Raw genomic sequence first — 25,310 nt, forward strand, 5'->3', positions numbered from 1 at the left:
CAACAAAACGCACCCGGTTGAGCCTGGGAATTCGGTTGGCCGCCATTGCGCTGGTCGCCGATGCCGCGACCATCAGCCCGGTGCGGGCAGCCCCAGCCGCCAGTGCAGCGCACGCCCCGGCCACTGCTGTACATAATTTCGACGTGCCGACCCTGGCCCTGGATCAGGCCTTGGTGCTGCTGGCGCGCCAGGCCGGTGTCGAGCTTTACCTGGGCAGCAACGACTTCACCAACAGCTACGGCAACCCGGTCAAGGGTCGCCTGTCCCTGGACGCAGCGTTGCAAACATTGCTGGCCAATCAAGGTGTCACCTACAGCCTCGGCGGCCCGTCCGACCGCCCGATCATCCAGGTACAACCCGGGCCGAACTCGGCAGGCATCCTGCCTGGCGACCTGCATCCCACCTATGTGCTGGGCATGGAAGGCAAACAGTCGCGCGACGAAAAGGGCTACAACGACGTCTACGACCAAGACATCTCCACGGTCTACGCCGGCAAGGAGCAGATCGAGCGCTACAAAGGCGCGGCCCCCGCCGATATGTTCAAGGGCATGCTTAACGTCTACAGCGGCGATTCGCGTAACAGCGGCGCGCTGGACCCGAACATCCGCGGCATCCAGGGCCCGGGGCGCGTGCCGCTGACCATCGACGGCACCGAGCAGGCAATCACCGCTTATCGCGGCTATATGGGCGCCAACAACCGCAACTACATCGACCCCAACCTGATCGGTAGCATCAAGGTGTTAAAGGGCCCGAACCTGGAGCGCAACGTCTATAGCGGCATCGGCGGCGCGGTGGTGGCCAGCACCCTGAACGTCGACGACGTGCTCAAGCAGGACCAGGAATATGGTGGCGAACTTAAAATAGAAGGCAGCAACAACTCGGTGTCGCCCAAACTGCCGACGCTGATGACCGGACAAATGCCCAGCCCCGGCTATGAATACTCGCCTATCAGGGGCTATTACGATCACTCTTTGTACAAACACCCACGCACCAGCAGCAGTAACAAGCTGCTGTCCAGCGATGACTCCGCCTACCGCCTGGCACTGGCCACCCGCCAGGAAAAATTCGAACTTCTGGCCGCCTACGCCTTTCGCGAAAAAGGTAACCACTACGCGGGCAAGAACAAGAGCGACTTCTACTCCAGTGGAAAGCAAGTCAACGGACAGTTTGACTACATTCCCAACCTCGCGACCATCTACAAACCGGGCGATGAAGTCCCCAACACCTCCAGCAAGATGGAGTCCTGGCTGGGCAAGGCCAAATTCAAGATCGATGAAAACCAGTCCCTGGAGTTCGGCTACCGCGACACCGATGCGCTGTATGGCGAGATCCTGCCATCACGGATCTCGTTCTTTAAACCCGGCACAACTTACGACGCCGCCACCAACGGCGTGCCGCAGTGGCCGTTGAGCCATGTGCAAAGCAAAGCCTACAACCTGGAATACAACCTCAAGCCCGAGGGAAACCCGTGGGTGGATTTCTATTCCAACCTGTGGATGACCAACACCCGCAGCGATACCTACAGCAGCGGCGGCGTCCCCAATCAAACCACCCTCGCCGACCCGGTGTACCGTAATACCGCCCTGGCCAACTCCAAGCATGATCGTATCGGCCTGACCACAAGCAACAAGTTCAAGTTACTCGACAGCCTCGATCTGACGCTGGGTGGTAGTTACCAGCATGAAAAGTTGGGCTCGAACGACAACTATTACGACCCCATCATCAGTGACACGTTGCGCATGTACCCTCGCGCCGGCCGCCGTGAAGAGCAGGAATACAACTTCAAGTTCGACTGGCGTCCCGTGAGCTTCGCCAAGTTTGAGGCGGGGATGCGTTATTCGTCTTATTGGGCATTTGATGATTATTTGAAAAGTGCTCAGGATAAGAGTGGAATAACAACGCAACTTGAAGAAACCGGGCGTCGGGTGGATTACACCACGCGCAAAACAATGACGGATGCCGAATTAAAAACAACCATTGATCAGAAAATTGAAAACATGAAGGATTTCTGGGATGTTTTCGGCGCTACTGAAGCAGAGCGTTTGGCCGATATAGAAGTGATTAAACGAGAAACATCACCCATTCAAGAAATCCAACATAGGGTTAACTGGGAGAGTGATGGTAAAGGCCGCTATTCGCGCGCTAACAACCCGTGTATCAACGGCTTGAATGCAGGTGAAAATATCATTTCCTGCAGCTCTTCCGGAAATGGTGAGATCTACGAAAAAGACATCAAAGCCAAACACCAGAAAGACAGTGGCTGGACACCTTCGCTTTCTGCAACGTTCTTTACCTCGGAAAATGGCCGGGTCTACCTGCGCTACAGCGAGGCCATCCGTTACCCAAGCATGTTTGAAAGCACCATTGGCTTTTCCTCATCGATCAATCCCTGGGGGCTTGAGCCAGAGCATGCGCACAACTACGAAGCCGCCTACATCCATAACCTGGCCGGCTGGGGGGGCAGCGAAACCGCCGACATCAAGCTGAGCTATTACTACAACACCACCAAAAACGTGATCGAACGCGACCCACAACTGCGCTTCAGCAACTTGGAAAAGCAGGTCACTTCGGGTGTGGAGTTCCAAGGGCGCTACGATAATGGACGGTTTTTCACCGACATGAGCATTGGTCATGTCCTGAAAAACAGAGTCTGCGATGAAAACTCGGCTGTCTCCGTCAGCACCGACGGCAGTACCCCCAACTGCGTGGATGACGGATTTGTAGGCGGATATCTGGTGAGCATGGCAATGCCGGAGTGGACTGCCAACCTTGGTCTGGGTGCGCGATTCCTTGATCGAAAGCTGGAAGTGGGCGGACGGGCTATTTATTACCGCCAACATGAAAACAAGTTTTATGACAACTACCCCAACAGCGCCATGGTCAGTTATTACCTGAATACGCCTATGTCATGGGACAAGATCGTCACTTATGACGCCTACGTGAACTACAAGTTGACCGATGACGCATCCATCGAGTTAACCGGCACCAACTTGAGCAACCTTTATTACATCGACCCGCTGACGCGTTCGGCCATGCCTGCGCCGGGTCGAACTTTGAAGCTCGGTTTCACCGCTACTTTTTAATCCTGGAGGTATTGCATGGGAGGCTAAGAAGAAATTGGCAAACGCTTGACGTGTTGACTTAATTTAAATCACTCAATGGATGATGAAATGAAATCTTTCAACTACACAGTATTGGCAATGGCACTTCTGGGTCTGGCTGGCGTTGCTCAAGCAGCCACTTCTTCTGGTCAAAGTTACGATGGCACGATCGTCGTTGACGGTTCCAGTGGTTCAGGCTCAACCAATCACCCAGGTTCCGCGGGCCAGCCGGCCATTGGCGTTAAGGCTTTTTACAACGGCACGAAAGTCGCTTTCAGTGGTTTGAAAGGCATGGCTGCCACCGATGCCAATGGCGTCTCCACTATTACTACCGCGATGATGCCACCCTCTCACTCCACACTGGGCAACTTCGATTTCAAACAAGTTGCCAACCAACAGGTGTACTACGGAGAGTGGTCCCAGACTGGTGCCAACAATGACCCAAGCCGTGTCGTGTACTACTCCGGCGATACCGCTGGCCGCGTACTGCCAACGGCCAGCGTGACCTACGCGGTACAGGGCATCAACAACTACTCCGGGGCTAACGTGCTGTCTGGCGACCTGACCGCATCCTTCGGCACAGCGGCCCCGACTCTGGTCGGTTCGCTGAGCAACAGCACGCTGAAGGTCCAGTTGGCGGCCAACATCAACACCGCCGACGCCAGCTTTGCCGGCAACGCTGCAGCGCGCGATGCAGTCACTAATGCAAGCCTCTCAACCGGCACCACCCAAGGCAGCTTCTTCGGCGCAGGCTCCACCGCGTCGCTGGCCGGTATCGCCAAGTTCTCCGATCGCAACTACGACACCGCTTTCGGTGGCGTCGCCAAGTAATCGCCGGTTGAACCTGTTGTAGCACCACCCAAGCAAGTGCCTGCCCCCAGGCACTTGCTTTTGGCGTTTTGAAGCGATCCCGAGAGCCCGGTAATGCCCCAGCCCTACTGCAAGCGATCCCTCACGCTCCACGCTTTACCCTTTTCCCTGCTGCTGTTCATGGCCCCTGCGCTATTTGCTGCCGACCAGGACACCAGCTTGCGTCTGAACCAGACCATCGAGTACCGCGCCAATCAGCAAGAGCGCGAGTTGCTCAAGGATGAATTGCCCAGCGACGGCGCCGCGCCACTCTTGAACATCGACGGCCAGGACTACACCGTCGGCAACAACCTGGATGAATTGGGCCGCGCGGTGTACGTGTCCCTCTCACGCCAGAACTGGCCACAGGCCAGGGACTATCTCAAACGCTACACCGCCCTGCCCGGCCATGATCCGATGCTCACCGCCTATGCCAAGGGTGGCCTGGCCCGCGCCGAAGGCGACCTGGAGCAAGCCGAAGATTATTACCGCCAATTGCTGGCGATACAGTCCGACTTCCTGCCGGGCCGCCTGGAGCTGGCGCGGGTGCTGTTCGAGAACCGCAAGGATGGCGAGTCCAACGCCGTATTCCAACAGATCAGCAGTGGCCTCAGCCCCTCCGACGCGCAGGCCATGGGCCTGGGCAAGACCGTCGACAGTTTCAAGCAGGCCCTGGATCACCGTGAAGACTGGCAAGGCTCCTTCGCCATTGGCCCGACCTGGGGCAAAAACCTCAATCAGTCCCCCGAAAGCACAGTGACGTATCGCTACGTCACTGCCGAAGAAACCATTCTGGTCCAACGCTCGCTGCCCAAGGCTGTGTCTGCCCACGGCGCGGATTACGAGGCCACGCTCAACAAACGCATCGCCCTCAGCGGTCATCACGGGGTGTTCATGCGCTCGTTGTTGTACGGCCAGGCGTATGAAAAGGAGAGCAAGTACAACGAAAGCACCCTTATCAACAACGCCGGCTACAGCTATCACGATGCGAAAAACCAGTACTCCCTCGGGCCATCGTATGAGTTCAACACCATCGCCGACAACGCCATGTACAGCGCCTGGGGGTTGCGGGGCGAATGGATTCACACGTTATCGGCTACGCGCATGTTCAAGCTGGAAGGCGAATACAAGGACATGGCCTACAAGCACGACCTCAACAGCAACCTCGACGGCGGCATTAGCTCGGTCTACGCCACTCTGTGGCAGGCCCTGCCCCAGCGCTGGACGTTGTTCGGCGGCGTCGACCTGAGCCAGCGCAACGCACGGGATCGCACCCAGGCTTACCTGCAAAAAGGCGTGCGGCTGGGCGTCGCCAAGGATTTCGAGGTGGGAGTCAGCGCTGTGCTGTTCGCGTCATACCGCAAACGCCAATACGATGCCTACAGCGCCATCGTCGATGACCGACGCAGCGACGATGAACAGGGCTACACCTTTATCCTGCGCGCCCCACGCCTGGCGGTGATGGATGTGGTGCCCAGTCTGACGGTCAAATACAACAAGGTCGTAAGCAATGTCGACTGGCTTTATTCCTACGACAAAAACAGCATCAGCCTAAAGCTGGAAAAGCAGTTTTAACCGTCTTCACCGGGTTTTCTATTTCGCGGTTGCACTTATAGCGAGCTACTGTATAAAACGCCCCTATAAACCGCGCCATCTAGCATGAGGATCCCGGCCGTGGAAGAAGTTATCGAACAATTGCGTGAAGCCAACGAACCGGTACCGGTTCCTCTGGAACTGCCCGACGAAGACCAGTTGGTGGAAGTCGAAGAACAGCTGTTTATCAACATCCCGTTTGTGTTCAAAGAATTCCTGCTGACCGTCAGCGATGTGGTGTACGGCAGCCTGGAGCCGGTGACCATCACCGACCCACAGTCCCACACCTATCTGCCGGAAGTCGCGGCCAATGCCTGGGATATCGGCGTGCCTCGCGAGCTGATCCCGATCTGCCAGGACGGTGACGATTACTACTGCGTCGAAGAAGACGGCACGGTAGTGCTGTGGTCCGGCGAAGAAGAGCTGGTCACCGAAGAGTCCTGGGAATCGGTGTGGCACTGGGCGCGGGACGTCTGGCTGGAAAGCTGATCTCACAAACGCTGCGTACGGCTCCTACGGTGAGTCGTTCGCCAGAGGGGAGTGCTCAGTGCTCCGGGGTGTCCTTGTGGTTATCCAGGGTCTCCAGCAAGGCCACTTGCATACGCGTATGTATGCGGATGAACCAGCGCCAGAGCACTGCGGCCACCGCAGCCGTGACCACGGCAATCAACACCAGCAGCTTGTTGGTCGGCAGGATACTGGCCGACAAGGCCGCCAATAGCAGGAAGATCACCAGCAGCGAGAGGATCGGGATCAGTTCGGCAATCACCCGTCGCACGCGCTGGGTATGACGCCCGGCCATTTCCGGCTTCACGCTCATCTCCGCCAGCAACATCGACAGTGCCTTGAGCTTGCGATACGCGGCGATCAAAAATGGCAGCGACAGCAACAACGCACCGCCCCAGATCAATGCCTTCTGCCAACTCGGATCACTGATCCAGCCTTCCAGATACCCACCAATTCGTGCCGCGAAGAAACTACCGGTAAAGAAAATCGCCACCACCAGTGCCAGGTTCACCCCTACCTGCAGGATGATCTTGCGGATCATCGACGCCAGCATCGCGCCCTCGCCTTGGGGCGAAATACTGCGCAGCCATTCGCCATACATGCCAAACACCCGGCTCAGGCGCTGCGGCATCACCGCCGCGATCTTCAATGACAACGGGTCGGCGCCACGGATCAGGTACGGCGTCAGCAGCGTGGTAATCGCGGAAACCGCCACCGCCACCGGGTAAAGAAAGTCGCTGGTGACCTGCAAGGTCATCCCAAGCGCCGCAATGATGAAAGAAAATTCGCCAATTTGTGACAGGCCCATCCCGACCCGCAACGAAGTCCGGCCGTCATTGCCGGCGATAAACGCGCCAAGGCCACAGGACAGCATCTTGCCCAGCACCACGGCTACGGTAATGACCGCAATCGGCCAGGCGTATTGCAGCAGGATCTGCGGGTCGATCATCAAGCCGATCGCCACGAAGAAAATCGCGCTGAACATGTCGCGAACCGGCTCGATCAGACGCTCGATTTTCAGCAACTGCCGGGATTCGGCCATGATCGCGCCGATCAGGAAGGCGCCCAGCACCATGCTGTATTCGAGCTTGACCACCAGCAGGCAAAAACCGAAACACAGGCCCAAAACGGTGATCAGCAGCATCTCGTTGCTTTCGAATTTGGCCACGTAGGCCAGCAGCCGAGGCACCAGCAGAATGCCGATCACCAGGGCCACGATCATGAACAGCGAGAGCTTGCCCACCGTGGAAAACACCTCGCCGGAGCTGACCGTGCCGCTGACGGCGATGCTCGACAACAAGGCGATGATGCCGATACCGAGGATGTCTTCGACGATCAGCACGCCAAAGATCAGTTGGGCAAAGCGCTGGTTTTTCATCTTCAGGTCGTTGAGCGCCTTGACGATGATAGTGGTCGAGGAAATCGCCAGGATCGCGCCGAGGAACAGCGAGTCCATGGTGTTCCAGTCGAACCATTGGCCAATTTCGTAGCCAATCCAGATCATCAGGATGATTTCCATGAAGGCCGCGATAAACGCCGTGGCACCCACCTTGAACAGCTTGCGCAGGCTGAACTCCAGGCCCAGGCAGAACATCAGGAAGATCACCCCCAGCTCGGCCAGGGTCTTGATGGTGTCTTCATCGTGGATCAGGCCGAAGGGCGGCGTGTGCGGCCCAATGATGAAGCCGGCGACGATGTACCCCAGGACGACCGGCTGCTTGAGACGATGGAACAGGATAGTCACCACCCCCGCCACGAGCATGATCACGGCCAAGTCCTGGATAAAGCTGATGGCGTGCATGGCGAGGGGCTCCTTGAGGGTACTGGCACTGTCCCGATTTCCACGCGGCCGCTACAACGGCGCGTAATGTGCGGAAGGAAAAGTCTGCCTTAATCGTAAGAAATGCCCTTGAAATGGGCTTTTCAAGGGTAACACCGCGACTTCCGGCAGAAAGCCGGTGCAATATATGGAAACAGATCGCCTTGGGCGTGACGGCAAACCCCGTCCCGGCGTCCCGTAAGGGATGGCGCTGTAATGATTCCAGCATCCGCAGAGGTGCCCCCCAACCAATGCCTACAACCGTGAGTGTGCTATGGAACCCGGAAACGCCCAGCTGTCGATGACGGTATTGATGACCCCTGACATGGCCAACTTCTCAGGCAATGTCCACGGCGGCACCCTGCTCAAGTACCTCGACGAAGTGGCCTACGCCTGCGCCAGCCGTTATGCCGGGCGCTATGTAGTCACGCTGTCGGTGGACCAGGTGATTTTTCGCGAGCCGATCCATGTCGGCGAGTTGGTGACGTTCCTGGCGTCGGTCAACTACACCGGCAACACTTCGATGGAAGTGGGGATCAAGGTGGTCACCGAGAACATCCGCGAGCGTTCGGTACGCCACACCAACAGTTGCTTCTTCACCATGGTCGCGGTCGACGACGACCGCAAACCGGCCGCCGTGCCTGCGTTGCAGCCACAGAACAGCGAAGACAAGCGCCGGTTTATCCAGGGCAAACAGCGCCGCCAGATCCGCCAGGAGCTGGAGAAGCGCTACCAGGAGATCAAGGCCGACGTGTAAACCCAGTCAAAATGTGGGAGCGGGCTTGCTCGCGAAGACGGTGGATCAGTCAATACATGTGCTGACTGGTACAGCGTCTTCGCGAGCAAGCCCGCTTGTATGTTTAGACTTGAAGGGGTGGGCGGCGACTAAAAGCCCGATTCCGACTCTCCCACATGTTGATGTGTGAACACCGTCAAATGTGGGAGCTGGCTTGCCTGCGATGAGCATCGGTATCTACACAACTTTCAGAAACTGACGAACTCTCCTGTGGCGAGCGGGCTTGCCCCGCGCTGGGCTGCGAAGCAGCCCTAAACCCGCCTATCGCGGTTTATCTGAAGAAACGCGGTGGGCTTGTTGGGGCTGCTTCGCAGCCCAGCGCGGGCGATGCGGCGTTCCGACAAGCCCGCTCGCCACAACTGCGCCATCTGCCTGGATCTAGGCGTTGCGGCAAAGTTGTGTAGATACTTATGCTGCGATGAGGCCCTAAAGGCCGCCACCGGCCAACTGCTTCAACGCCAATTTACGCTGCGCAACCGGCAACCCACCCAACTGTTCCACAGCACTGTAGAACTTCAGCCAATCCCCTCCCTCCCGGCGAAACAACGCCGCAAACGCTGGCACCCACTGGTCATACAAACCAAACGGCAACAGCCGCGCATTGTTCATCGGCTGATTGATCCAGGCGTCATACCGCGGGTCGCCGGCCCACTGACTGTCGCGTAACTGCCGATACTCACGGCGCAAACGCTCGAACTCGTCAGCCTTGGCCTGGCGCATTGCATCGGCGGCCAACGGCTGCGCATACAGGCGTTCCAAGCGGGTGCGGGTGTCGAGGATCAGTTGGGTAAATTGGTCGCGCTGCTTCAAGGCCGACTCGCTCGCAGGCCCAAGGCCACGGGCCGTACGCCATTGCCGGGTGCCTTCCTGTTCGACAAAGGTGGCAAATGACTCATTGAACTCAGTGTCGTCCTTCACATAAAAACGCTGGTGCGCCAGTTCGTGAAAAATCACCGTGGCCAGACGCTCTTCGCCCCAGCGCATCATCGAACTCATGATCGGGTCATCAAACCAGCCCAGAGTGGAATAGGCCTCGACCCCGCCAATCGACACATCCATGCCGCGCAGTTGCAACAAGGCAGCCTCGCCCCGTGCGGCACCTTGGCTGTAATAACCGCGATAGGCCACGCACCCGGCGATCGGGAAGCAATGGTTCTGGGGTAACAAGGAAAATTCTGAGGTAGCGAAGACATTCCAGACCACGTACGGCCGACCGATATCGGCGTACAGGCGGTAGCTCTGGTTGTCGGGCAAGTGCAACGCTTGGCTGGCAAAGGTCCGCGCCTTCTGGGATTGCGCCAAATGCTCCCGCAAAACTTGCGCACGCGTCGGGTCGGCGATCACCTTGGCCACCGGCTCGCGGGCCTGCAGCAGTTGCCATTGGCCGCTGGCCAGTTGGCTGTAATAGCTGACACTGGAGCAACCACCGAGCAACACACACGCCAGCCCCGCCAATAAACGCCGCACCATTTCAAACCGCTCCAGAGTCATTGGCCTGCCAGACTAACGGGCTTACAGGAGGTATGCTCATACGATTCCTACGCTTGAGTGCTCACTATGCGTCAGCTCCTGCTTCCCTTGGCGGCGATTTTTCTCAGCGCCTGCACCTCCACACCGATCCCGCCGGCCGACCCGCAACAGGCCTGGGTCGATTTCGCCACCCCGACACCGGGCGCCAAACTGGTCATGGCGCAACGCCTGGACGGCAAAGCCCTCGATGATGGGCGGTACTTCCAGGTGCCACCGGGCAGCCACGAGCTGATGGTGCGTTTTGATTTTGAAGTGTATGCCGGCGCAGGCCTGGGCGGCGGGTTGAACCAGCCCCAGGAGCGCACGTGTTTTATCACCCTGCAATACGACCAGTTCGAAGCCGGTCAGCGCTATCGCCTGGAAGGGCGTTCGCTCGGCTTTACTCCCAACATCCGGCTGTATGACGCCGCACGGCAGTTGCTGGCAGAGGAGCGCAGCGTCAACTGTATTCCCTGATCAGTCATTGTTGCGCTGGTAGATGATGCGCTTGGTGCCGTTTTCGCAGGAGCCCACGATCATGGCTTCATCGTGATTCTTGGCTTCTTCGGCGGTGATGATTTCCAACGTGTAGGACGGGATCGCCTTGGCCTGTAGGTCGACTTCGATCTCTCTCCTCAGTTCTTCACAGTCTTTCGGCGCGGCCAGCGCCGACGTGGCCAAAGCACCGCAGATAATCGCCAAGGCAAAACGTTTCATGTGTGAAGCTCCCTAAATGCGCTGCGCACGGGTGTGCGCCAAAGGCTGCATGGGTATGAGACCACATTTGCGAAACGCGAGTTCTGATTTAACGCACAACAAAATGTGGGAGGGGACTTGCTCGCGAAGGCGGTGTGTCAGCCAATACATTTGTTGCCTGACCTAGCGCCTTCGCGGGCAAGCCCGCTCCCACATTGGACCTGCGCAGATCAGTTGATGAGGGTGCCATCCAGGGTGATGGTGGCGTTCAACACTTTGGACACCGGGCACCCCTCCTTGGCCTTTTTGCTCAGCTCATCGAACTGCGCCTGGCTTGCGCCGGGGATCTTGGCCTTGAGGACCAGATGGACCGCAGTGATTGCAAAACCACCGTCCACTTGGTCCAGGGTCACTTCGGCTTGGGTGTCGATGCTGTCGGCCTTGAGCCCGGCATCGCCGAGAATCATGGAAAAGGCCATGGAGAAGCAGCCGGCATGGGCCGCGCCGATCAGTTCTTCAGGGTTGGTGCCCTTGCCGCCTTCGAAACGGGCCTTGAAGCCGTAGGGGGCTTCGCGCAGTACGCCGGTTTCGGTGGAAATAGAGCCCAGGCCGGTTTTCAGGTCGCCTTCCCAGTGTGCGGAGGCTTTTTTCACAATACTCATAGCGTTCTCCCAAGCAGTGGTTGTGCATCAGTAAGGTTCTGAGGATAGAACCTCTGGCAAAGTTCACCCTGTCGGAAAAACCAAGCGCGCAAGTAGGAAATTTCATGCTCGCTATTGAATCTCGGGTATATGCCCTCATTGCATAGAGCATGCACATGAAGCGGCAGGTTTTGGTTCGTCACAAGCCTGCGCCCTTAGGAGAAGCAGGCTTATGAAACCGTTGTCCGACGTGAAGTTCTCGACCCTCGACTTGGTGCCGGTGCGCGCCAATGGCAGCCCGGCGCAGTCGCTGCGCAATTCCCTGGACCTGGCCCAGCACGTGGAAAAACTCGGCTACACCCGCTTCTGGGTGGCCGAACATCACAATATGGATGGCATCGCCAGCTCCGCGACCTCGGTGCTGCTGGGCTACCTGGCCGGCGGGACCTCGACCATCCGGGTCGGCGCAGGCGGCGTGATGCTGCCCAACCATGCACCGCTGGTGATCGCTGAACAGTTCGGCACCCTGGAAAGCCTGTACCCCGGCCGTATCGACCTGGGCCTGGGCCGCGCGCCCGGTTCCGACCAGATGACCGCCCGCGCCCTGCGCCGCGAGCGCTCCGGCAGTGCCGATGACTTCCCCGAAGACGTGGCTGAACTCATGGCGTACCTGGGCCCACGCACCCCCGACCAACGGGTGATCGCCGTACCGGGTACCGGCACCAACGTCCCGGTGTGGCTGCTCGGTTCCAGCCTGTTCAGCGCGCAACTGGCCGGTGAACGCGGTTTGCCCTACGCCTTCGCCTCACATTTCGCACCGCGCATGATGCATGAGGCGATTCGCGTCTATCGCAATCACTTCAAGCCTTCAGCGGTACTCGACAAACCCTACGTGATGCTCGGCGTCCCCCTGGTGGCCGCCGATACCGATGAGCAGGCCAATTACCTGGCCACCTCGGTCTACCAACGCATTCTCGCGCTGATGCGTGGGCAAAGCCTGGTGCAGCGCCCGCCGGTGGATAGCATGGACGGCCTGTGGCTGCCCCATGAGAAGGACGCGGTAGGCAGCTTCCTGGGCCTGGCGATGGTCGGAAGCCCGGCGAAAATTCGCGCCAAGCTGGAAGTATTGATCGAGCAAACCGGTGCCGATGAGCTGATCTTTACCTGCGACCTGTACGAGCATGCTGATCGGATTCATTCCTACGAGCTGCTGGCGCAAGTGATGAAAGGCTGACCCACAGGCACAAAAAAACCGACGCTCTGGCGTCGGTTTTTATGTCTGGCACACGGGATCACCCGCGGTTGTAGACGATTTCCTTGGTACCGCCTTCGCAACTGCCGACCACTTCGCCGTTGGTTGCAGTGCCTTTATCCACGATTTCCAGGGTGTACCCGGACGCGCCATTGGCCTGGATCTTGGCGTCGATTTCGCTTTTCAGCTCGCCACAGTCCTTGCCAGCCGCCAGGGCTGTACCTGCCAGGCTCAACAAACCTACTGCTAACAGAAACTTCTTCATCCGTTACTTCCTTGCGCTGATCAAAAAATGTACGCCGATGCATTTGGCACCGGCGCCCCAAGGTGTCGCGCAGGTTATGGCAATCGGCCAGCGTGCAAGTTCAACCGTGCCTATCAACTATTGGCAATACGAAAGCCCACCTTGAGGGTCACCTGGAAGTGCGCAGCCTTGCCGTCCTTGATGTGGCCACGGGTTTCGGTCACCTCAAACCACTCCAGATGCTTGATGCTCTTGCTGGCCTCGGCCAGGGCATTGTTGATGGCGTCCTCGATGCTGGTTGGGGACGAGCCCACCAGTTCGACTTTCTTATAGGTGTGATGATCAGTCATGAGCGTTCTCCTGGGTGGTTGAATGAAGCCTAGCAGTGATTCTTCGTACTGCTTCTGGCGGTACTTCTCACTTGAAAGTTCAGATTTACTGCACTTTCTGAAACCCCCGCAGTCGGAATCAACACACGTTACTCATTCACTCCAGGAGAGCCCACATGGCCAACACCTCTTTACGCAAAGCGTCATTGGAAAGCATGGAAGCCGAGATTTCGAGCCTGCTCAAATCCCTTGAGAGCCTCAAGGACGATGCGTCTGACGAGTCGCGCAAAACCCTGAAGGCCCTCAAAAGCAATGCCGAGAATGCCCTCAAGCACTCTCGCCACTTGATCAGCGATGCCTACGAAGAAAGCAAAGTCAAAATCCGCGAAACCGGGGTTGCCACCCGTGACTATGCGCAGGAACACCCGTGGACCACCGCCGGCGTTGCCGTTGGCGCACTGGGCCTGCTGGCTGCCTACCTGCTGTGCAAACGCGGTGACTAAACCGGTTGGCGCGCAAGCTCAGCCTTGAGCCACTGCGCCAACTGCCGAGCGCGCCCATCCGCGGCGCGCTTGGGTAGCCACAACGCCAGTTGCGCCGGGGTCTGGCTAAAGCCCCACGGCGCAACCAGGCGACCGGCACGCACATCCTCCGCCACCAGCGGTTGCGGGGCGATCGCCACCCCCAGGCCAGCCACGGCCGCCTCCAGCAAATAATACAAATGCTCAAACCCCTGGCCGTACTTCAACGCGCCGGCGTCGATGCCATGGTGCTGTGCCCAGTTGGGCCAGGCTTGCGGGCGTGAAGTGGTGTGCAACAAAGCCTCGTCCAACAAAGCCTGCGCAGGGGCCTGGCGCAGGGCTTGGTAGTGGGCAAAGTGTGGGCTCATCACCGGGCCAATGCGTTCGCTGGCCAGTTCGTATACCTGCATATCCGCAGGCCACGGGGGCTCGGCAAACAGCAGCAGGGCGTCCAGGCCAGGCCGCCGTGGATCAAGGTCGCCTTCGCCCGCCGACAGATGCAGGCGCAAATCCGGCAAATCGGCATTCAAGCGCCCCAGCCGCGGGATGAACCAGCGCGCCAGCAGGCTGCCAGAGCAGCCAAGCACAAACGGCGCGTCGGCGCTGCTCTGGGTCAGCTCCCCGCACACATCGCGCAAGCGCTCGAACGCCTCGACGCTGGCATCGCGCAGCCTCACACCGGAATCTGTGAGTTTAATGCCGCGCCCATCCTTGACGAAAAGGCTCACCCCAAGATGTTCTTCCAAGACTTTCAGTTGTCGGCTGACAGCGCCATGGGTCACATGCAATTGCTCTGCAGCCTGGCTGACGCTGTTGAGGCGGGCAGTGGCTTCGAATGCACGCAGGGCGTTAAGCGGGGGAAGGTCTCGGCTCATCTGTGAGTTTTCCTGACAGGTTGTGGCGATCTTATCGGTTTTCACGGTCGGGCGTGAGGGGTAGAGTGGCCGTCATTGCCTCTCTCTACTCGTCCTCCTGGAGCGCCCCATGACTCAGTCCCAGACCGATTTACGCAACGGCCCTGACGCCAACGGCCTGTTTGGCGCGTTCGGCGGCCGCTACGTGGCGGAAACCCTGATGCCGTTGATCCTCGACCTGGCCCGCGAATACGAAGCGGCGAAGATCGATCCGGCCTTCAACGAAGAACTTGCCTACTTCCAGCGCGATTACGTCGGACGCCCAAGCCCACTGTACTTCGCCGAACGCCTGACCGAATTCTGCGGCGGCGCCAAGATCTACCTCAAGCGCGAAGAGCTGAACCACACCGGCGCGCACAAGATCAACAACTGCATCGGCCAGATCCTGCTGGCCCGGCGCATGGGCAAGAAACGCATCATCGCCGAGACCGGCGCCGGCATGCACGGCGTGGCCACCGCCACCGTCGCCGCGCGGTTTGGCCTGCAATGCGTGATCTACATGGGCACCACCGACATCGAGCGCCAGCAGGCCAACGTGTTCCGCATGAAGCTGCTGGGCGCCGAAGTGATCCCCGTGGTGGCCGGCACCGGCACCCTCAAGGATGCAATGAACGAAGCCCTGCGTGACTGGGTGACCAACGTCGACAGCACCTTCTACCTGATCGGCACCGTGGCCGGCCCGCACCCTTACCCCGCGATGGTGCGCGACTTCCAGGCGGTGATCGGCAAGGAAACCCGCACCCAGTTGCAAGCCCAGGAAGGCCGCCTGCCGGACAGCCTGGTGGCCTGCATCGGCGGTGGCTCGAATGCCATGGGCCTGTTCCACCCGTTCCTCGATGACACCAGTGTGCAGATCATCGGCGTCGAAGCGGCCGGCTACGGCATCGAAACCGGCAAGCACGCCGCCAGCCTCAACGGCGGCGTACCGGGCGTGCTGCACGGCAACCGGACCTTCCTGTTGCAGGACGACGATGGCCAGATCATCGACGCCCATTCGATTTCCGCGGGCCTGGATTACCCCGGCATCGGCCCTGAGCATGCGTGGTTGCACGACATCGGCCGCGTCCAGTACACCTCGGTAACGGACGACGAAGCCCTCGACGCCTTTCACAAATGCTGTCGCCTGGAAGGGATTATTCCGGCACTGGAAAGCGCCCACGCCCTGGCCGAAGTATTCAAGCGCGCCCCGACCCTGCCCAAGGATCACCTGATGGTGGTCAACCTGTCGGGCCGTGGCGACAAGGACATGCAGACCGTGATGCACCATATGGAAACCGCCAAGCAGGAGAAACACTGATGAGCCGCCTGCAAACCCGTTTTGCGCAACTCAAGGAACAAAACCGTGCCGCCCTGGTGACCTTCGTCACCGCTGGCGACCCGGGGTATGACACCTCCCTGGCGATCCTCAAGGGCTTGCCGGCAGCCGGCGCCGATGTGATCGAGCTGGGCATGCCCTTCACCGATCCGATGGCCGACGGCCCAGCGATCCAGCTGGCCAACATCCGGGCGTTGGGCGCCAAGCAGAACCTGGTGAAAACCCTGCAGATGGTGCGCGAGTTCCGCAAGGACAACAGCGATACGCCGCTGGTGTTGATGGGCTACTTCAACCCGATCCACATGTACGGCGTGCCACGTTTTATCGCTGACGCAAAAGAAGCCGGCGTCGATGGCCTGATCGTGGTCGACGTACCGCCGGAACATAACAGCGAACTGTGCGACCCGGCCCAGGCCGCGGGCATCGACTTTATCCGCCTGACCACGCCGACCACCGACGATGCACGCCTGCCGACGGTGCTCAACGGCAGCTCGGGTTTTGTGTACTACGTCTCGGTAGCCGGTGTGACCGGTGCCGGTGCCGCCACCCTGGAACACGTCGAAGAAGCGGTCGGCCGCCTGCGCCGCCATACCGACCTGCCGATCAGCATCGGCTTCGGCATCCGCACCCCGCAACAAGCCGCTGCCATCGCCCGCCTGGCGGACGGTGTGGTAGTGGGCTCGGCACTGATCGACCACATCGCCAATGCCAGCAACGACCAGCAAGCGATTGATGGGGTGTTGAGCCTGTGTGCAGCCTTGTCGGAAGGTGTACGCAACGCCCGTAAATAATCCCCACCCATTGTAGGAGCGAGCTTGCTCGCGAAGACCGTCAACGATAACGCGGGCATCCTGGATGAACGCGGTGTCTTGACGTTTTTCGCGAGCAAGCTCGCTCCTACAACAGCTTTATTCCTTCAGCTCGATACGTTCGACCTTGCCCACCAGCAATATGTAGGACAGCGCCCCCAGCAACGCCAACACTGCAATGTAGGTAATCGCCGGCGCAAACGAGTCGCCCGTGGCCAGGAAGCCAATGACGATGGGCGTGGTGATCGCCGCCAGGTTGCCGATGAAGTTGAACACCCCACCCGTCAATCCCAACAAGCGCGCTGGCGCCAGGGTCGAGACCAGCGACCAGGTGATCGACGCCAGCCCGTTGCCGAAAAACGCCACCGCCAGGAACGCGATCACCAACGGCGTCGAGTCGACGAAGTTGGCGCCGATGATCGCCGTGGAGATCAGCAGGCCGCTGATGATTGGCAACTTGCGCGCAAAACCCACCGAGGCGCCACGGCGGATCAGCCAGTCGGAAAACAACCCGGAACACAGCACCCCGACAAACGCGGCGAGGAAGGGCAGCGACGCGAGCAAGCCGGACTTGATGAAGTCCATGCCGCGATACTTCACCAGGTAGGTGGGGAACCATGTCAGGAAAAACCACAAGGTCGAGTTCAGGCAGAACTGGCCCAGGTAGATGCCCCATAGCTTGCGTTTAGTCAGGACGATACCCAGGTCGACCCAACTGAACGGCGCCTTGCGCTTGGCGGTTTGTGCATCCAGGTCCACCAGCCCGCCGCCTGCGCGGATCAGCTCGATTTCCGCGCTGTTGACCCCTTTGAAATCGCGCGGCTCGCGGTACACCGCGTACCACACCAGCGCCCAGAGAATGCCTACCGCGCCGGTGCTGATAAACACCATGTGCCAGCCATAGTGGTGCTGCAACCAGGCCAGCACCGGGGTGAGGAATGCCAGCCCGACGAACTGCCCCGACGTGTAGAAGCCAATGGCCGTGGCGCGCTCACGCTCGGGAAACCAACTGGTGACCACCCGGCTGTTGATTGGATAGGCCGGCGCCTCCAGGGCGCCCACTGCCATGCGCAACACGAACAGGGCAATGAAGCTGGCGGCAAATCCCAGCATCACCGTGGCGATGGACCACAACAGCAGGGCGACAGTGTAGAGAATGCGCGGCGGCACCCGGTCCACCAGCCAGCCGCCGGGGATTTGCATGGCGGCGTAGGTCCAGCCGAACGCCGAGAAGATCAGCCCCACATGCACCGGGTCGATCCCCAGTTCGCTGGTCAGGGCCGGCGCGGCAATCGACAGGTTGCTGCGGTCCAGGTAGTTGATCACCACCGTGATAAACAGCAGGACCATGATGAAGTAGCGCTTGCGGCTGGGCGTGACTAAAGATGCCTGCCCGCTGAGGGTTTCAGGGTGCATGGGGGAGCCTCTTATTATGTTTATTGAGGTCGGTTGACGGCTATCTGATGGGGAGGTGGGAGCTGGCTTGCCTGCGATGGCGGTGGAACATTCAACATCGCTATCGCAGGCAAGCCAGTTCCCACATGGACCGCGTTATCACCACTCGGCAAAGCTGCCATCGGCATGCCGCCAGATCGGGTTGCGCCAGCGATGGCCGATGGCGGCCCGTTCAATCACATATTCCTCGTTGATCTCGATCCCCAGCCCTGGCCCATTGGGGATCTTCACAAAGCCCTGGTCGTAGTCGAAAACCCCCGGGTCGCGTACGTAATCGAGCAGGTCGTTGCTTTCGTTGTAGTGAATGCCCAGGCTTTGCTCCTGGATAAACGCGTTGTAGCAAACCGCGTCCAGTTGCAGGCACGCCGCCAGGGCAATCGGCCCCAGGGGGCAGTGCAGCGCCAGGGCCACGTCGTAGGCCTCGGCCATGTTGGCGATCTTGCGGGTTTCGGTGATGCCGCCGGCGTGGGACGCGTCCGGCTGGATGATGTCGACGTAACCTTCGCTGAGCACACGCTTGAAGTCCCAGCGCGAAAACAACCGCTCACCCAGGGCAATCGGGGTGCTGGTCAAAGGCGCCAGCTCTTTGAGCGCTTCGTAGTTTTCGCTCAGCACCGGTTCTTCGATGAACATCAGCTTGTACGCATCCAGCTCTTTCATCAGCACCTTGGCCATGGGCTTGTGCACGCGACCATGGAAGTCCACGCCGATGCCGACATTCGGCCCGACCGCATCGCGCACGGCGGCGACGTTGGCCAGGGCCTGGTCGACCTTGTCAAAGGTGTCGAGAAACTGCAGCTCCTCGGTGCCGTTCATCTTCACCGCTGTAAACCCACGGGCCACGGCCTCCTTGGCGGCGCGGGCGGTGTCGGCCGGGCGGTCGCCGCCGATCCACGAATAGACGCGGATCTTGTCCCGCACCTGGCCGCCCAGCAGGTCGCTGACCGACACACCGAGGGCCTTGCCCTTGATGTCCCACAATGCCTGGTCGATGCCCGCCAGCGCACTCATATGGATCGCGCCACCGCGATAGAAGCCGCCGCGATACAGCACCGTCCAGATGTCTTCGATGTTGCGTGGGTCTTTGCCGATCAAGTAGTCGGACAGTTCCTCGACAGCGGCCGCCACGGTGTGGGCGCGGCCTTCAACCACGGGCTCGCCCCAACCGGTCACGCCCTGGTCGGTTTCCACTTTGAGGAAGCACCAGCGCGGCGGCACGATGAAGGTGGTCAGTTTGGTGATTTTCATCTTCTTGTTCTCTCTTGTCGGATGCGGCACCTGGGGTGCCAGGCACACTCAGTTCAGGGCGTTCCAGGCAGCGACATACGCCTGGGCACGGCTCGCCACCTGCTCGACCGTCATGCCGGGCTTGTACAGCCCGGAACCCAGGCCAAACCCCTTGACCCCGGCGTCGACGAACACTTGCATGTTGTCTGGGGTAATCCCGCCCACCGGCAGCAATACCGTGCCGGCCGGCAACACCGCCAGCCAGGCCTTGACCACCGCCGGACCCATTTGCTCGGCCGGGAACAGCTTCAGCACATCGGCACCTTCGGCCAGGGCGGCAAAGGCTTCGGTGGGGGTCGCAACGCCGGGCGACAGGTACAGGCCCGCAGCTTTTGCCGCACGTAGCACCTTGGCGTCGCTGTGGGGCATGACGATGACCTGGCCACCGGCCGCCTTCACCTGTTCCACCTGCTCGGGCGTCAGCACCGTGCCGGCGCCGATCAGGCAATCGGCGGGCAACGTCTCACGCAGGGTGCGGATGCTGGTGTAGGGATCGGGCGAGTTGAGCGGCACTTCGATTACCCGCAACCCGGCCTGATACAGCACCTGGCCGACAGCGCCGGCCTCATCCGGGCGCAGGCCCCGCAGGATCGCGATCAAACCGTTGTGTGTGAGTGCTTGCTTGAGCATGTCAGGCCTCGATTGCAGGTTGAGTGAGCCCGGCGGCCAGCGCCAATTGCCACAGGCCGCGCTCGGTCGCTTGTTGCGCGAGGCTGACTTGGCTGAAACCACACAGGGCGAGGGCGCGTTGATAACGGGCGCAGAGGGCGGTGGCGCCTACCAGGATGATCGGCGTGTTGCGAGTACGGTCGGGCAAGCCGGCCAGTTCATGGCCGATCAGCAGGCCGGACAGGTAGTCCGACTGCTGCTCGGCAGCCAGTTCGGCGGTCAGCCCCAGCGTGCGCGCGCTGAATAGCGTCGACAGCACACCGCGTTGGCCGTCCTGTGAAAGCGCCACGCGCACGCCTCGGTCAAAGGCCTCAGCCTGGAACTGCCCGACGATCTTTTGCGTGCGCCCGAGAATGCTGTGGGTGCTCAGCACCGCGAACAGCTCACCGGTCATGAAGGTGTCAAAGTGGGTGATGCGACCTGCAATTACCTCGACCCATTTGGAATGGCTGCCGGGCAGGCCGATCAATAACTCAGCGCTGGCCGCAAAGCTTTGCAGCACGCCGAGCACCTGGGTTTCTTCGCCGCGCATCACGTTGGGCAAACCGACCTGCTCGATCACGCCGGGCACGATATGCACATCGACACCGCGCCGGCTGCGCACCTTGTGTAGCGCCAGGCCCAGGCTGGCGACGTCGACCGGCGTATGGCGATAGGCCGCTTCGCTCCAACCCTGGGCGCTGCCGACCATGCCGCAGGCAATCACCGGCAGAGCGGGCTGCGCGTCGAGCCAGTCGCCGCACGCGGCATCAAAGGCCAGCTCAAAACCATCACTGCAGTGAACGCCGGCAATCAACCGCGGTTCACTGGGCAAATGCATGATTCCCGACGCCAGCGAGCGCTGTTCGAGGACCTGGCCATCGGGGCCGAGTTTATAAGCACGAAGGGAACTGGTTCCCCAATCGAGCGCGATCAAGTGCGCTGGCATTGCTTCACCTGGAATGTGGCAGATGGCCGACTATAAACCTAAGGCTCTGGATATCTCAATATATAAATACTGATCCCATATATTGGAACAACGTAGAAAAAATCCCCACGTCCCCGTGCTGCTCTACGCACATAAACGTGAGGATTCGACCGACAGAAACTGGTTAAAAAATAGACAAATCCAACGGACGCATGGCCCCCATCCAGATCGCGTAGTCGGTATGGTCCTTCAGGTCATCGCCGGTATCCGGGTGCAGAAACACCACCAAACCGTTGCGATTGAGGGCCAACCACGGCAACGCCACGCCGATGTACTGCGGGTCGAAGGCCAACTGGCAACTCCAGTCCGGATGCGGCCCCACCGCACGCTCATGCATGCGCCCCACGCGCACCGGGAAGATGGCCGCCGCTTCTTCACAGAGCTTGCGCGCCTGATCGAGCGTGCTGGCGTCGAAGTAGATATGGGCGTGATAACCCTTGATACGTTGCATGACTGGCTCCGGACTCGTTGATCGGCCGATCCTAGACCGCAATCGACGGCAGGGCCAGCCCGACCAGCGATTGCGCGCTGCTGGCCTGCTCGGCCACCAGCCAGTCGACAAACCGCTCGATCAACTGCCCGCGCCGCTTACGCTGGGGCAATACCACGTAATACCCAAAGCGCGAGATCACCGTGTCGCCAATCGGACGGCACAGCCACTTTTGCTCCAACAGGTTATCCACTAGGTGGCGCCAGCCGATGGCCACACCCTGGCCGGCAATCGCCGCCTGGATCAGCAGCGTGTAATTGTCGAAACGCAGCGGCCCCGGGGTCGGCGCGGCGCTGATCCCCAGTTCGCGAAATACCCCGCTCCAGTCGAACCACTGACTGTTGTTCTCCTGACGCAGGTGCAGCAACGGCAACTCTTGCAGGCCCTGCAACGACAACGGCGTGGTGCGGCCCTTGAGCAGTTGCGGGCTGCACACCGGAAACACTTCTTCGTTGAACAGCCACTGGCTGTCGCCCTGCTTGAAACGACCGTCACCAAACAGCACCGCCACGTCGATATCACTGCGCAAGGTCGCGTGATTGCGCTCGCTGGTGACCAGGCTCACATCCACCTGCGGGTTGGCTTCGTGAAAGCGATGCAGACGCGGCATCAACCAGTAGGCGGCGAAGGCAAAGTCGGTGGCCACTTGCAGCACTTCATGTTGATCCTGTTGGGTGATCGTGCTCAGGCCCGTGTTGATGCTCTGCAAGCCGGCCTGCACGTGTTCGAACAACAGCCTGCCCGCATCCGTCAATTCGATGCCCCGGTAGATACGGTCGAACAGACGCACCGCCAGCTGGTCCTCCAGGCGCTTGATCTGCTGGCTGACCGCCGGCTGGGTAGTGCCCAGCTCCATCGCTGCTGCCGTGAAGCTGCGATGACGGGCCGCGGCTTCAAAGGCACGCAGCAGGTCCAGCGACAGGTTTCCCAGGGCTTCATACATAAGCAGTACTTATCCTAGACATTGCTTTTCATGGGCTTTACCACGTTTTCCATGGCCTGCATGCTCAATCGCATAAATATTGACTATGGAATGCCGCGAAACCATGAAGCGCAAGAACATTCTTTTCATCATGGCCGATCAAATGGCCGCGCCGTTGCTTCCGTTCTACGGTCCTTCGCCAATCAAACTGCCCAACCTCAGCCGCCTGGCCGCACAAGGCGTGGTGTTCGACGCCGCGTACTGCAACAGCCCGCTGTGTGCGCCGTCGCGTTTTACCCTGGTCAGCGGCCAGTTGCCGAGCAAGATCGGCGCCTACGACAACGCGGCGGATTTCCCCGCCGATGTACCGACCTACGCCCACTACCTGCGTCGCCTCGGCTATCGCACGGCGCTGTCGGGCAAGATGCATTTCTGCGGGCCGGACCAGTTGCACGGCTACGAAGAGCGCCTCACCAGCGATATCTACCCCGCCGACTACGGTTGGGCGGTGAACTGGGATGAGCCCGACGTGCGCCCCACCTGGTATCACAATATGTCGTCGGTGCTGCAAGCCGGCCCATGTGTGCGCACCAACCAACTGGATTTCGACGAAGAGGTGGTGTTCAAGGCCCAGCAATACCTGTTCGACCATATTCGCGAGGACGGCGACCAGCCGTTCTGCCTGACGGTCTCCATGACCCACCCCCACGACCCGTACACCATTCCCAAGCCGTTCTGGGATATGTACGACGATAACGATATCCCGATGCCTACAACGCCGGCCCAGGCCGACCAGGATCCGCACTCCCAGCGTCTGCTCAAGGTCTACGACCTGTGGGACAAGCCGCTGCCAGTGGATAAGATCCGCGATGCACGACGGGCTTACTTCGGCGCGTGCAGCTACATCGACAGCAATGTCGGCAAACTCCTGCAAACCTTGCAAGACACTGGCCTGGCCGAAGACACGATCATCGTGTTCTCCGGCGACCACGGCGACATGCTCGGCGAGCGTGGGCTCTGGTACAAAATGCACTGGTTTGAAATGGCCGCCCGCGTGCCGCTGCTGGTCAGTGCGCCAGGGCAATTCCAGGCCGGGCGGGTGAGCGCGGCGGTGTCCACCGCCGACCTGTTGCCGACCCTGGTGGAGTTGGCCGGCGGTGAACTGGACGCCGACCTGCCTCTGGACGGCCGCTCACTGGTCCCGCACTTGCAAGGGCAGGGCGGGCATGACGAAGTGTTCGGCGAGTACATGGCCGAAGGCACCATCGGCCCGCTGATGATGATTCGCCGCGGCGCCTACAAATTCATCTATAGCGAGGACGATCCCTGCTTGTTGTTCGATGTTCACCGCGACCCTCGTGAGCAGGAAGAACTCAGTCAGTCGCCAGCCCATCGCCCGCTGTTCGAAGCCTTCCTGGCCGAGGCGCGGGCCAAATGGGACATGCCCGCGATCCACCGGCAAGTGCTCGCCAGCCAGCGCCGCCGGCGTCTGGTATGCGAAGCCTTGGCGGTGGGCAAACTCAAGAGCTGGGATCACCAGCCGCTGGTCGACGCCAGCCAGCAGTACATGCGCAACCATATCGACCTCGACGATCTGGAGCGCAAGGCTCGTTATCCACAACCCTGCCAAAACCAATAAATCCAGTAAGGGGAAGGCCATGCAAAAGTTATCCACAGTCGTCAGTGCCGCGTTGTTGCTCAGTGCCACCCACGTGTATGCCGACGCCCGTTGCGAGACGGTGAAGATGGCCGACCCCGGCTGGAGCGACATTGCCGCCACCAACGCCATCGCCGGCTTTTTACTCAGCGGCATGGGTTACAAGGCCAAGGTCGATACCCTGGCGGTGCCGATCACTTACGGCGGGCTCAAGGACGGCCAGGTGGATGTGTTTTTGGGCAACTGGATGCCAGCGCATCAGGGCTTCTACGACAAGTTCGTGGCCAACGGCGATGTGGTGCAACTGGCCAAGAACCTTGAAGGTACGGAGTTCACCCTCGCGGTGCCGGACTATGTGTGGGAGGCCGGCGTGCATGACTTTGCCGATCTGAATAAATTTGCCGACAAGTTCGACAAGAAGATCTACGGCATCGGGTCCGGCGCGCCGGCCAACCTTTCGCTGAAGGAAATCATCCAGAAGAACGACTTCGACCTCGGCCAATGGAAGCTGATCGAGTCCAGCGAGCAGGCGATGCTGGCCGAAGTGTCCAGGGCGGTGAAACGCGAGCGTTTCGTCACCTTTCTCGGCTGGACACCGCACCCGATGAACGTGCAGTTGAAGATGCGCTACCTCAAGGGCGGGGAAAAATACTTCGGCGACACCGGCAGCGTGTACACCCTGACGCGCAAAGGTTATGCACAGGCATGCCCGAATGTGGCCAAGCTGCTGACCAACCTTAAGTTCACCCAAGACATGGAGAACAGCATCATGGCCGAGGTGGTGAACAACAAGGTCAGCAATAGCGATGCGGCCAAGGCGTGGATCAAAGCCAACCCGGCGGTATTGGACAAGTGGCTGGAGGGGGTTGAAACCCTCGATGGCCAGGAGGCATTGGCGGCGGTCAAAGCCAAACTCTAAATATTGCCCTGGTTCCTACAGGTCTTCCTATCACCCTGTAGGAGCCGGC

The 25,310-nt window shown here is 60.0% G+C and carries 25 protein-coding genes; 12 read left to right on the top strand and 13 right to left on the bottom strand.

Annotation, left to right across the window (positions count from 1 at the left end):
- Positions 1-35 precede the first annotated feature (35 nt).
- The 4 genes from FIV38_RS05630 to FIV38_RS05645 all read left to right on the top strand — a co-directional run bounded on the left by FIV38_RS05630 (position 36) and on the right by FIV38_RS05645 (position 6,032).
- Positions 36-3,083 (top strand): TonB-dependent receptor domain-containing protein, encoded by a 3,048-nt coding sequence (locus FIV38_RS05630; protein ID WP_235860957.1) that lies wholly within the window; start codon positions 36-38, stop codon positions 3,081-3,083.
- A gap of 87 nt (positions 3,084-3,170) precedes the next feature.
- The gene (locus FIV38_RS05635; protein ID WP_166647881.1) at positions 3,171-3,932 is read left to right on the top strand and encodes a Slam-dependent surface lipoprotein; all 762 of its coding nucleotides are present in this window, start codon (positions 3,171-3,173) and stop codon (positions 3,930-3,932) included.
- Positions 3,933-4,025: 93 nt separating this feature from the next.
- Entirely contained in the window at positions 4,026-5,525 is a 1,500-nt protein-coding gene (locus tag FIV38_RS05640; RefSeq protein ID WP_092232338.1) for a surface lipoprotein assembly modifier, read from the top strand.
- A 99-nt stretch (positions 5,526-5,624) separates the two neighbouring features.
- Complete coding sequence (locus FIV38_RS05645; RefSeq protein ID WP_029290059.1) at positions 5,625-6,032, top strand: SMI1/KNR4 family protein; 408 nt, start codon at positions 5,625-5,627, stop codon at positions 6,030-6,032.
- Between the two features lie 55 nt (positions 6,033-6,087).
- On the opposite strand, the gene FIV38_RS05650 is transcribed toward FIV38_RS05645, so the two are convergent.
- Positions 6,088-7,851 (bottom strand): cation:proton antiporter, encoded by a 1,764-nt coding sequence (locus FIV38_RS05650; protein ID WP_029290060.1) that lies wholly within the window; start codon positions 7,849-7,851, stop codon positions 6,088-6,090.
- Positions 7,852-8,143: 292 nt separating this feature from the next.
- Here FIV38_RS05650 and FIV38_RS05655 point away from each other — a divergent pair, with 292 nt between their 5' ends.
- Entirely contained in the window at positions 8,144-8,626 is a 483-nt protein-coding gene (locus tag FIV38_RS05655; RefSeq protein ID WP_029290061.1) for an acyl-CoA thioesterase, read from the top strand.
- A gap of 465 nt (positions 8,627-9,091) precedes the next feature.
- On the opposite strand, the gene FIV38_RS05660 is transcribed toward FIV38_RS05655, so the two are convergent.
- Complete coding sequence (locus FIV38_RS05660; protein WP_092232341.1) at positions 9,092-10,135, bottom strand: aminopeptidase; 1,044 nt, start codon at positions 10,133-10,135, stop codon at positions 9,092-9,094.
- An 87-nt stretch (positions 10,136-10,222) separates the two neighbouring features.
- On the opposite strand from FIV38_RS05660, the gene FIV38_RS05665 reads away from it, so the two are divergent.
- Complete coding sequence (locus tag FIV38_RS05665) at positions 10,223-10,651, top strand: PA0061/PA0062 family lipoprotein (protein ID WP_029290280.1); 429 nt, start codon at positions 10,223-10,225, stop codon at positions 10,649-10,651.
- On the opposite strand, the gene FIV38_RS05670 is transcribed toward FIV38_RS05665, so the two are convergent.
- Together FIV38_RS05670 and FIV38_RS05675 are read right to left on the bottom strand one after the other, a co-directional pair.
- Positions 10,652-10,891, bottom strand: coding sequence for a DUF1161 domain-containing protein (locus FIV38_RS05670; RefSeq protein ID WP_092232344.1), 240 nt, complete (start codon positions 10,889-10,891; stop codon positions 10,652-10,654).
- 209 nt (positions 10,892-11,100) lie between these two features.
- Positions 11,101-11,532 carry an OsmC family protein gene (locus FIV38_RS05675; RefSeq protein WP_029290276.1) on the bottom strand — a complete coding sequence of 144 codons (432 nt, stop codon included), beginning with the start codon at positions 11,530-11,532 and terminating at the stop codon, positions 11,101-11,103.
- A gap of 211 nt (positions 11,533-11,743) precedes the next feature.
- Between FIV38_RS05675 and FIV38_RS05680 the strand changes: the two genes are divergently transcribed.
- Positions 11,744-12,745 (top strand): LLM class flavin-dependent oxidoreductase, encoded by a 1,002-nt coding sequence (locus FIV38_RS05680; protein WP_029290274.1) that lies wholly within the window; start codon positions 11,744-11,746, stop codon positions 12,743-12,745.
- A gap of 58 nt (positions 12,746-12,803) precedes the next feature.
- On the opposite strand, the gene FIV38_RS05685 is transcribed toward FIV38_RS05680, so the two are convergent.
- Positions 12,804-13,028: a DUF1161 domain-containing protein gene (locus FIV38_RS05685; RefSeq protein WP_092232347.1), complete on the bottom strand. Its 225-nt coding sequence runs from the start codon at positions 13,026-13,028 to the stop codon at positions 12,804-12,806.
- A gap of 113 nt (positions 13,029-13,141) precedes the next feature.
- Positions 13,142-13,357, bottom strand: coding sequence for a dodecin (locus FIV38_RS05690; RefSeq protein ID WP_029290270.1), 216 nt, complete (start codon positions 13,355-13,357; stop codon positions 13,142-13,144).
- Between the two features lie 155 nt (positions 13,358-13,512).
- On the opposite strand from FIV38_RS05690, the gene FIV38_RS05695 reads away from it, so the two are divergent.
- Positions 13,513-13,839, top strand: a complete 327-nt coding sequence (locus FIV38_RS05695) for an ElaB/YgaM/YqjD family protein (RefSeq protein ID WP_003170746.1) — start codon at positions 13,513-13,515, stop codon at positions 13,837-13,839.
- On the opposite strand, the gene FIV38_RS05700 is transcribed toward FIV38_RS05695, so the two are convergent.
- Positions 13,836-14,732, bottom strand: coding sequence for a LysR family transcriptional regulator (locus tag FIV38_RS05700; protein ID WP_092232350.1), 897 nt, complete (start codon positions 14,730-14,732; stop codon positions 13,836-13,838). The two genes, FIV38_RS05695 and FIV38_RS05700, sit on opposite strands and share 4 nt — an antisense overlap.
- 109 nt (positions 14,733-14,841) lie before the next feature.
- Between FIV38_RS05700 and trpB the strand changes: the two genes are divergently transcribed.
- Both trpB and trpA read left to right on the top strand, forming a co-directional pair.
- Positions 14,842-16,068 (top strand): tryptophan synthase subunit beta, encoded by a 1,227-nt coding sequence (gene trpB, locus FIV38_RS05705; RefSeq protein WP_029290261.1) that lies wholly within the window; start codon positions 14,842-14,844, stop codon positions 16,066-16,068.
- Entirely contained in the window at positions 16,068-16,877 is an 810-nt protein-coding gene (trpA, locus tag FIV38_RS05710) for a tryptophan synthase subunit alpha (protein WP_029290259.1), read from the top strand. Before trpB ends, trpA begins: the two co-directional genes overlap by 1 nt.
- A 117-nt stretch (positions 16,878-16,994) precedes the next feature.
- On the opposite strand, the gene FIV38_RS05720 is transcribed toward trpA, so the two are convergent.
- The 6 genes from FIV38_RS05720 to FIV38_RS05745 all read right to left on the bottom strand — a co-directional run bounded on the left by FIV38_RS05720 (position 16,995) and on the right by FIV38_RS05745 (position 22,706).
- The gene (locus FIV38_RS05720) at positions 16,995-18,311 is read right to left on the bottom strand and encodes an MFS transporter (RefSeq protein ID WP_092232353.1); all 1,317 of its coding nucleotides are present in this window, start codon (positions 18,309-18,311) and stop codon (positions 16,995-16,997) included.
- Between the two features lie 138 nt (positions 18,312-18,449).
- Positions 18,450-19,598 (bottom strand): galactonate dehydratase, encoded by a 1,149-nt coding sequence (gene dgoD / locus FIV38_RS05725; protein ID WP_029290255.1) that lies wholly within the window; start codon positions 19,596-19,598, stop codon positions 18,450-18,452.
- A 48-nt stretch (positions 19,599-19,646) separates the two neighbouring features.
- Complete coding sequence (locus tag FIV38_RS05730; RefSeq protein WP_092232355.1) at positions 19,647-20,267, bottom strand: 2-dehydro-3-deoxy-6-phosphogalactonate aldolase; 621 nt, start codon at positions 20,265-20,267, stop codon at positions 19,647-19,649.
- A gap of 1 nt (position 20,268) precedes the next feature.
- Positions 20,269-21,234, bottom strand: coding sequence for a 2-dehydro-3-deoxygalactonokinase (locus tag FIV38_RS05735; RefSeq protein WP_092232358.1), 966 nt, complete (start codon positions 21,232-21,234; stop codon positions 20,269-20,271).
- A gap of 163 nt (positions 21,235-21,397) precedes the next feature.
- Positions 21,398-21,724 (bottom strand): DOPA 4,5-dioxygenase family protein, encoded by a 327-nt coding sequence (locus FIV38_RS05740; RefSeq protein WP_070996584.1) that lies wholly within the window; start codon positions 21,722-21,724, stop codon positions 21,398-21,400.
- A gap of 31 nt (positions 21,725-21,755) precedes the next feature.
- The gene (locus tag FIV38_RS05745) at positions 21,756-22,706 is read right to left on the bottom strand and encodes a choline sulfate utilization transcriptional regulator (protein ID WP_092232361.1); all 951 of its coding nucleotides are present in this window, start codon (positions 22,704-22,706) and stop codon (positions 21,756-21,758) included.
- Positions 22,707-22,809: 103 nt separating this feature from the next.
- Between FIV38_RS05745 and betC the strand changes: the two genes are divergently transcribed.
- Entirely contained in the window at positions 22,810-24,324 is a 1,515-nt protein-coding gene (gene betC / locus FIV38_RS05750) for a choline-sulfatase (RefSeq protein ID WP_029290245.1), read from the top strand.
- 19 nt (positions 24,325-24,343) lie between these two features.
- Positions 24,344-25,261: a choline ABC transporter substrate-binding protein gene (gene choX / locus FIV38_RS05755; protein ID WP_092232364.1), complete on the top strand. Its 918-nt coding sequence runs from the start codon at positions 24,344-24,346 to the stop codon at positions 25,259-25,261.
- Positions 25,262-25,310 lie beyond the last annotated feature (49 nt).

The sequence above is a fragment of the Pseudomonas proteolytica genome, from assembly GCF_007858275.1.
Lineage (GTDB): Bacteria > Pseudomonadota > Gammaproteobacteria > Pseudomonadales > Pseudomonadaceae > Aquipseudomonas > Aquipseudomonas proteolytica.

What these genes read in the sequence shown, in the direction of transcription:
- FIV38_RS05690 (WP_029290270.1), bottom strand. Translation starts at nt 13,357, where the DNA reads ATGACTGATCATCACACCTATAAGAAAGTCGAACTGGTGGGCTCGTCC.
- FIV38_RS05685 (WP_092232347.1), bottom strand. Translation starts at nt 13,028, where the DNA reads ATGAAGAAGTTTCTGTTAGCAGTAGGTTTGTTGAGCCTGGCAGGTACA.
- dgoD (WP_029290255.1), bottom strand. Translation starts at nt 19,598, where the DNA reads ATGAAAATCACCAAACTGACCACCTTCATCGTGCCGCCGCGCTGGTGC.
- FIV38_RS05635 (WP_166647881.1), top strand. Translation starts at nt 3,171, where the DNA reads ATGAAATCTTTCAACTACACAGTATTGGCAATGGCACTTCTGGGTCTG.
- FIV38_RS05660 (WP_092232341.1), bottom strand. Translation starts at nt 10,135, where the DNA reads ATGGTGCGGCGTTTATTGGCGGGGCTGGCGTGTGTGTTGCTCGGTGGT.
- FIV38_RS05655 (WP_029290061.1), top strand. Translation starts at nt 8,144, where the DNA reads ATGGAACCCGGAAACGCCCAGCTGTCGATGACGGTATTGATGACCCCT.
- FIV38_RS05680 (WP_029290274.1), top strand. Translation starts at nt 11,744, where the DNA reads ATGAAACCGTTGTCCGACGTGAAGTTCTCGACCCTCGACTTGGTGCCG.
- betC (WP_029290245.1), top strand. Translation starts at nt 22,810, where the DNA reads ATGAAGCGCAAGAACATTCTTTTCATCATGGCCGATCAAATGGCCGCG.
- FIV38_RS05700 (WP_092232350.1), bottom strand. Translation starts at nt 14,732, where the DNA reads ATGAGCCGAGACCTTCCCCCGCTTAACGCCCTGCGTGCATTCGAAGCC.
- choX (WP_092232364.1), top strand. Translation starts at nt 24,344, where the DNA reads ATGCAAAAGTTATCCACAGTCGTCAGTGCCGCGTTGTTGCTCAGTGCC.
- FIV38_RS05665 (WP_029290280.1), top strand. Translation starts at nt 10,223, where the DNA reads ATGCGTCAGCTCCTGCTTCCCTTGGCGGCGATTTTTCTCAGCGCCTGC.
- FIV38_RS05695 (WP_003170746.1), top strand. Translation starts at nt 13,513, where the DNA reads ATGGCCAACACCTCTTTACGCAAAGCGTCATTGGAAAGCATGGAAGCC.
- FIV38_RS05735 (WP_092232358.1), bottom strand. Translation starts at nt 21,234, where the DNA reads ATGCCAGCGCACTTGATCGCGCTCGATTGGGGAACCAGTTCCCTTCGT.
- trpB (WP_029290261.1), top strand. Translation starts at nt 14,842, where the DNA reads ATGACTCAGTCCCAGACCGATTTACGCAACGGCCCTGACGCCAACGGC.
- FIV38_RS05720 (WP_092232353.1), bottom strand. Translation starts at nt 18,311, where the DNA reads ATGCACCCTGAAACCCTCAGCGGGCAGGCATCTTTAGTCACGCCCAGC.
- FIV38_RS05670 (WP_092232344.1), bottom strand. Translation starts at nt 10,891, where the DNA reads ATGAAACGTTTTGCCTTGGCGATTATCTGCGGTGCTTTGGCCACGTCG.
- FIV38_RS05640 (WP_092232338.1), top strand. Translation starts at nt 4,026, where the DNA reads ATGCCCCAGCCCTACTGCAAGCGATCCCTCACGCTCCACGCTTTACCC.
- trpA (WP_029290259.1), top strand. Translation starts at nt 16,068, where the DNA reads ATGAGCCGCCTGCAAACCCGTTTTGCGCAACTCAAGGAACAAAACCGT.
- FIV38_RS05740 (WP_070996584.1), bottom strand. Translation starts at nt 21,724, where the DNA reads ATGCAACGTATCAAGGGTTATCACGCCCATATCTACTTCGACGCCAGC.
- FIV38_RS05730 (WP_092232355.1), bottom strand. Translation starts at nt 20,267, where the DNA reads ATGCTCAAGCAAGCACTCACACACAACGGTTTGATCGCGATCCTGCGG.
- FIV38_RS05745 (WP_092232361.1), bottom strand. Translation starts at nt 22,706, where the DNA reads ATGTATGAAGCCCTGGGAAACCTGTCGCTGGACCTGCTGCGTGCCTTT.
- FIV38_RS05675 (WP_029290276.1), bottom strand. Translation starts at nt 11,532, where the DNA reads ATGAGTATTGTGAAAAAAGCCTCCGCACACTGGGAAGGCGACCTGAAA.
- FIV38_RS05650 (WP_029290060.1), bottom strand. Translation starts at nt 7,851, where the DNA reads ATGCACGCCATCAGCTTTATCCAGGACTTGGCCGTGATCATGCTCGTG.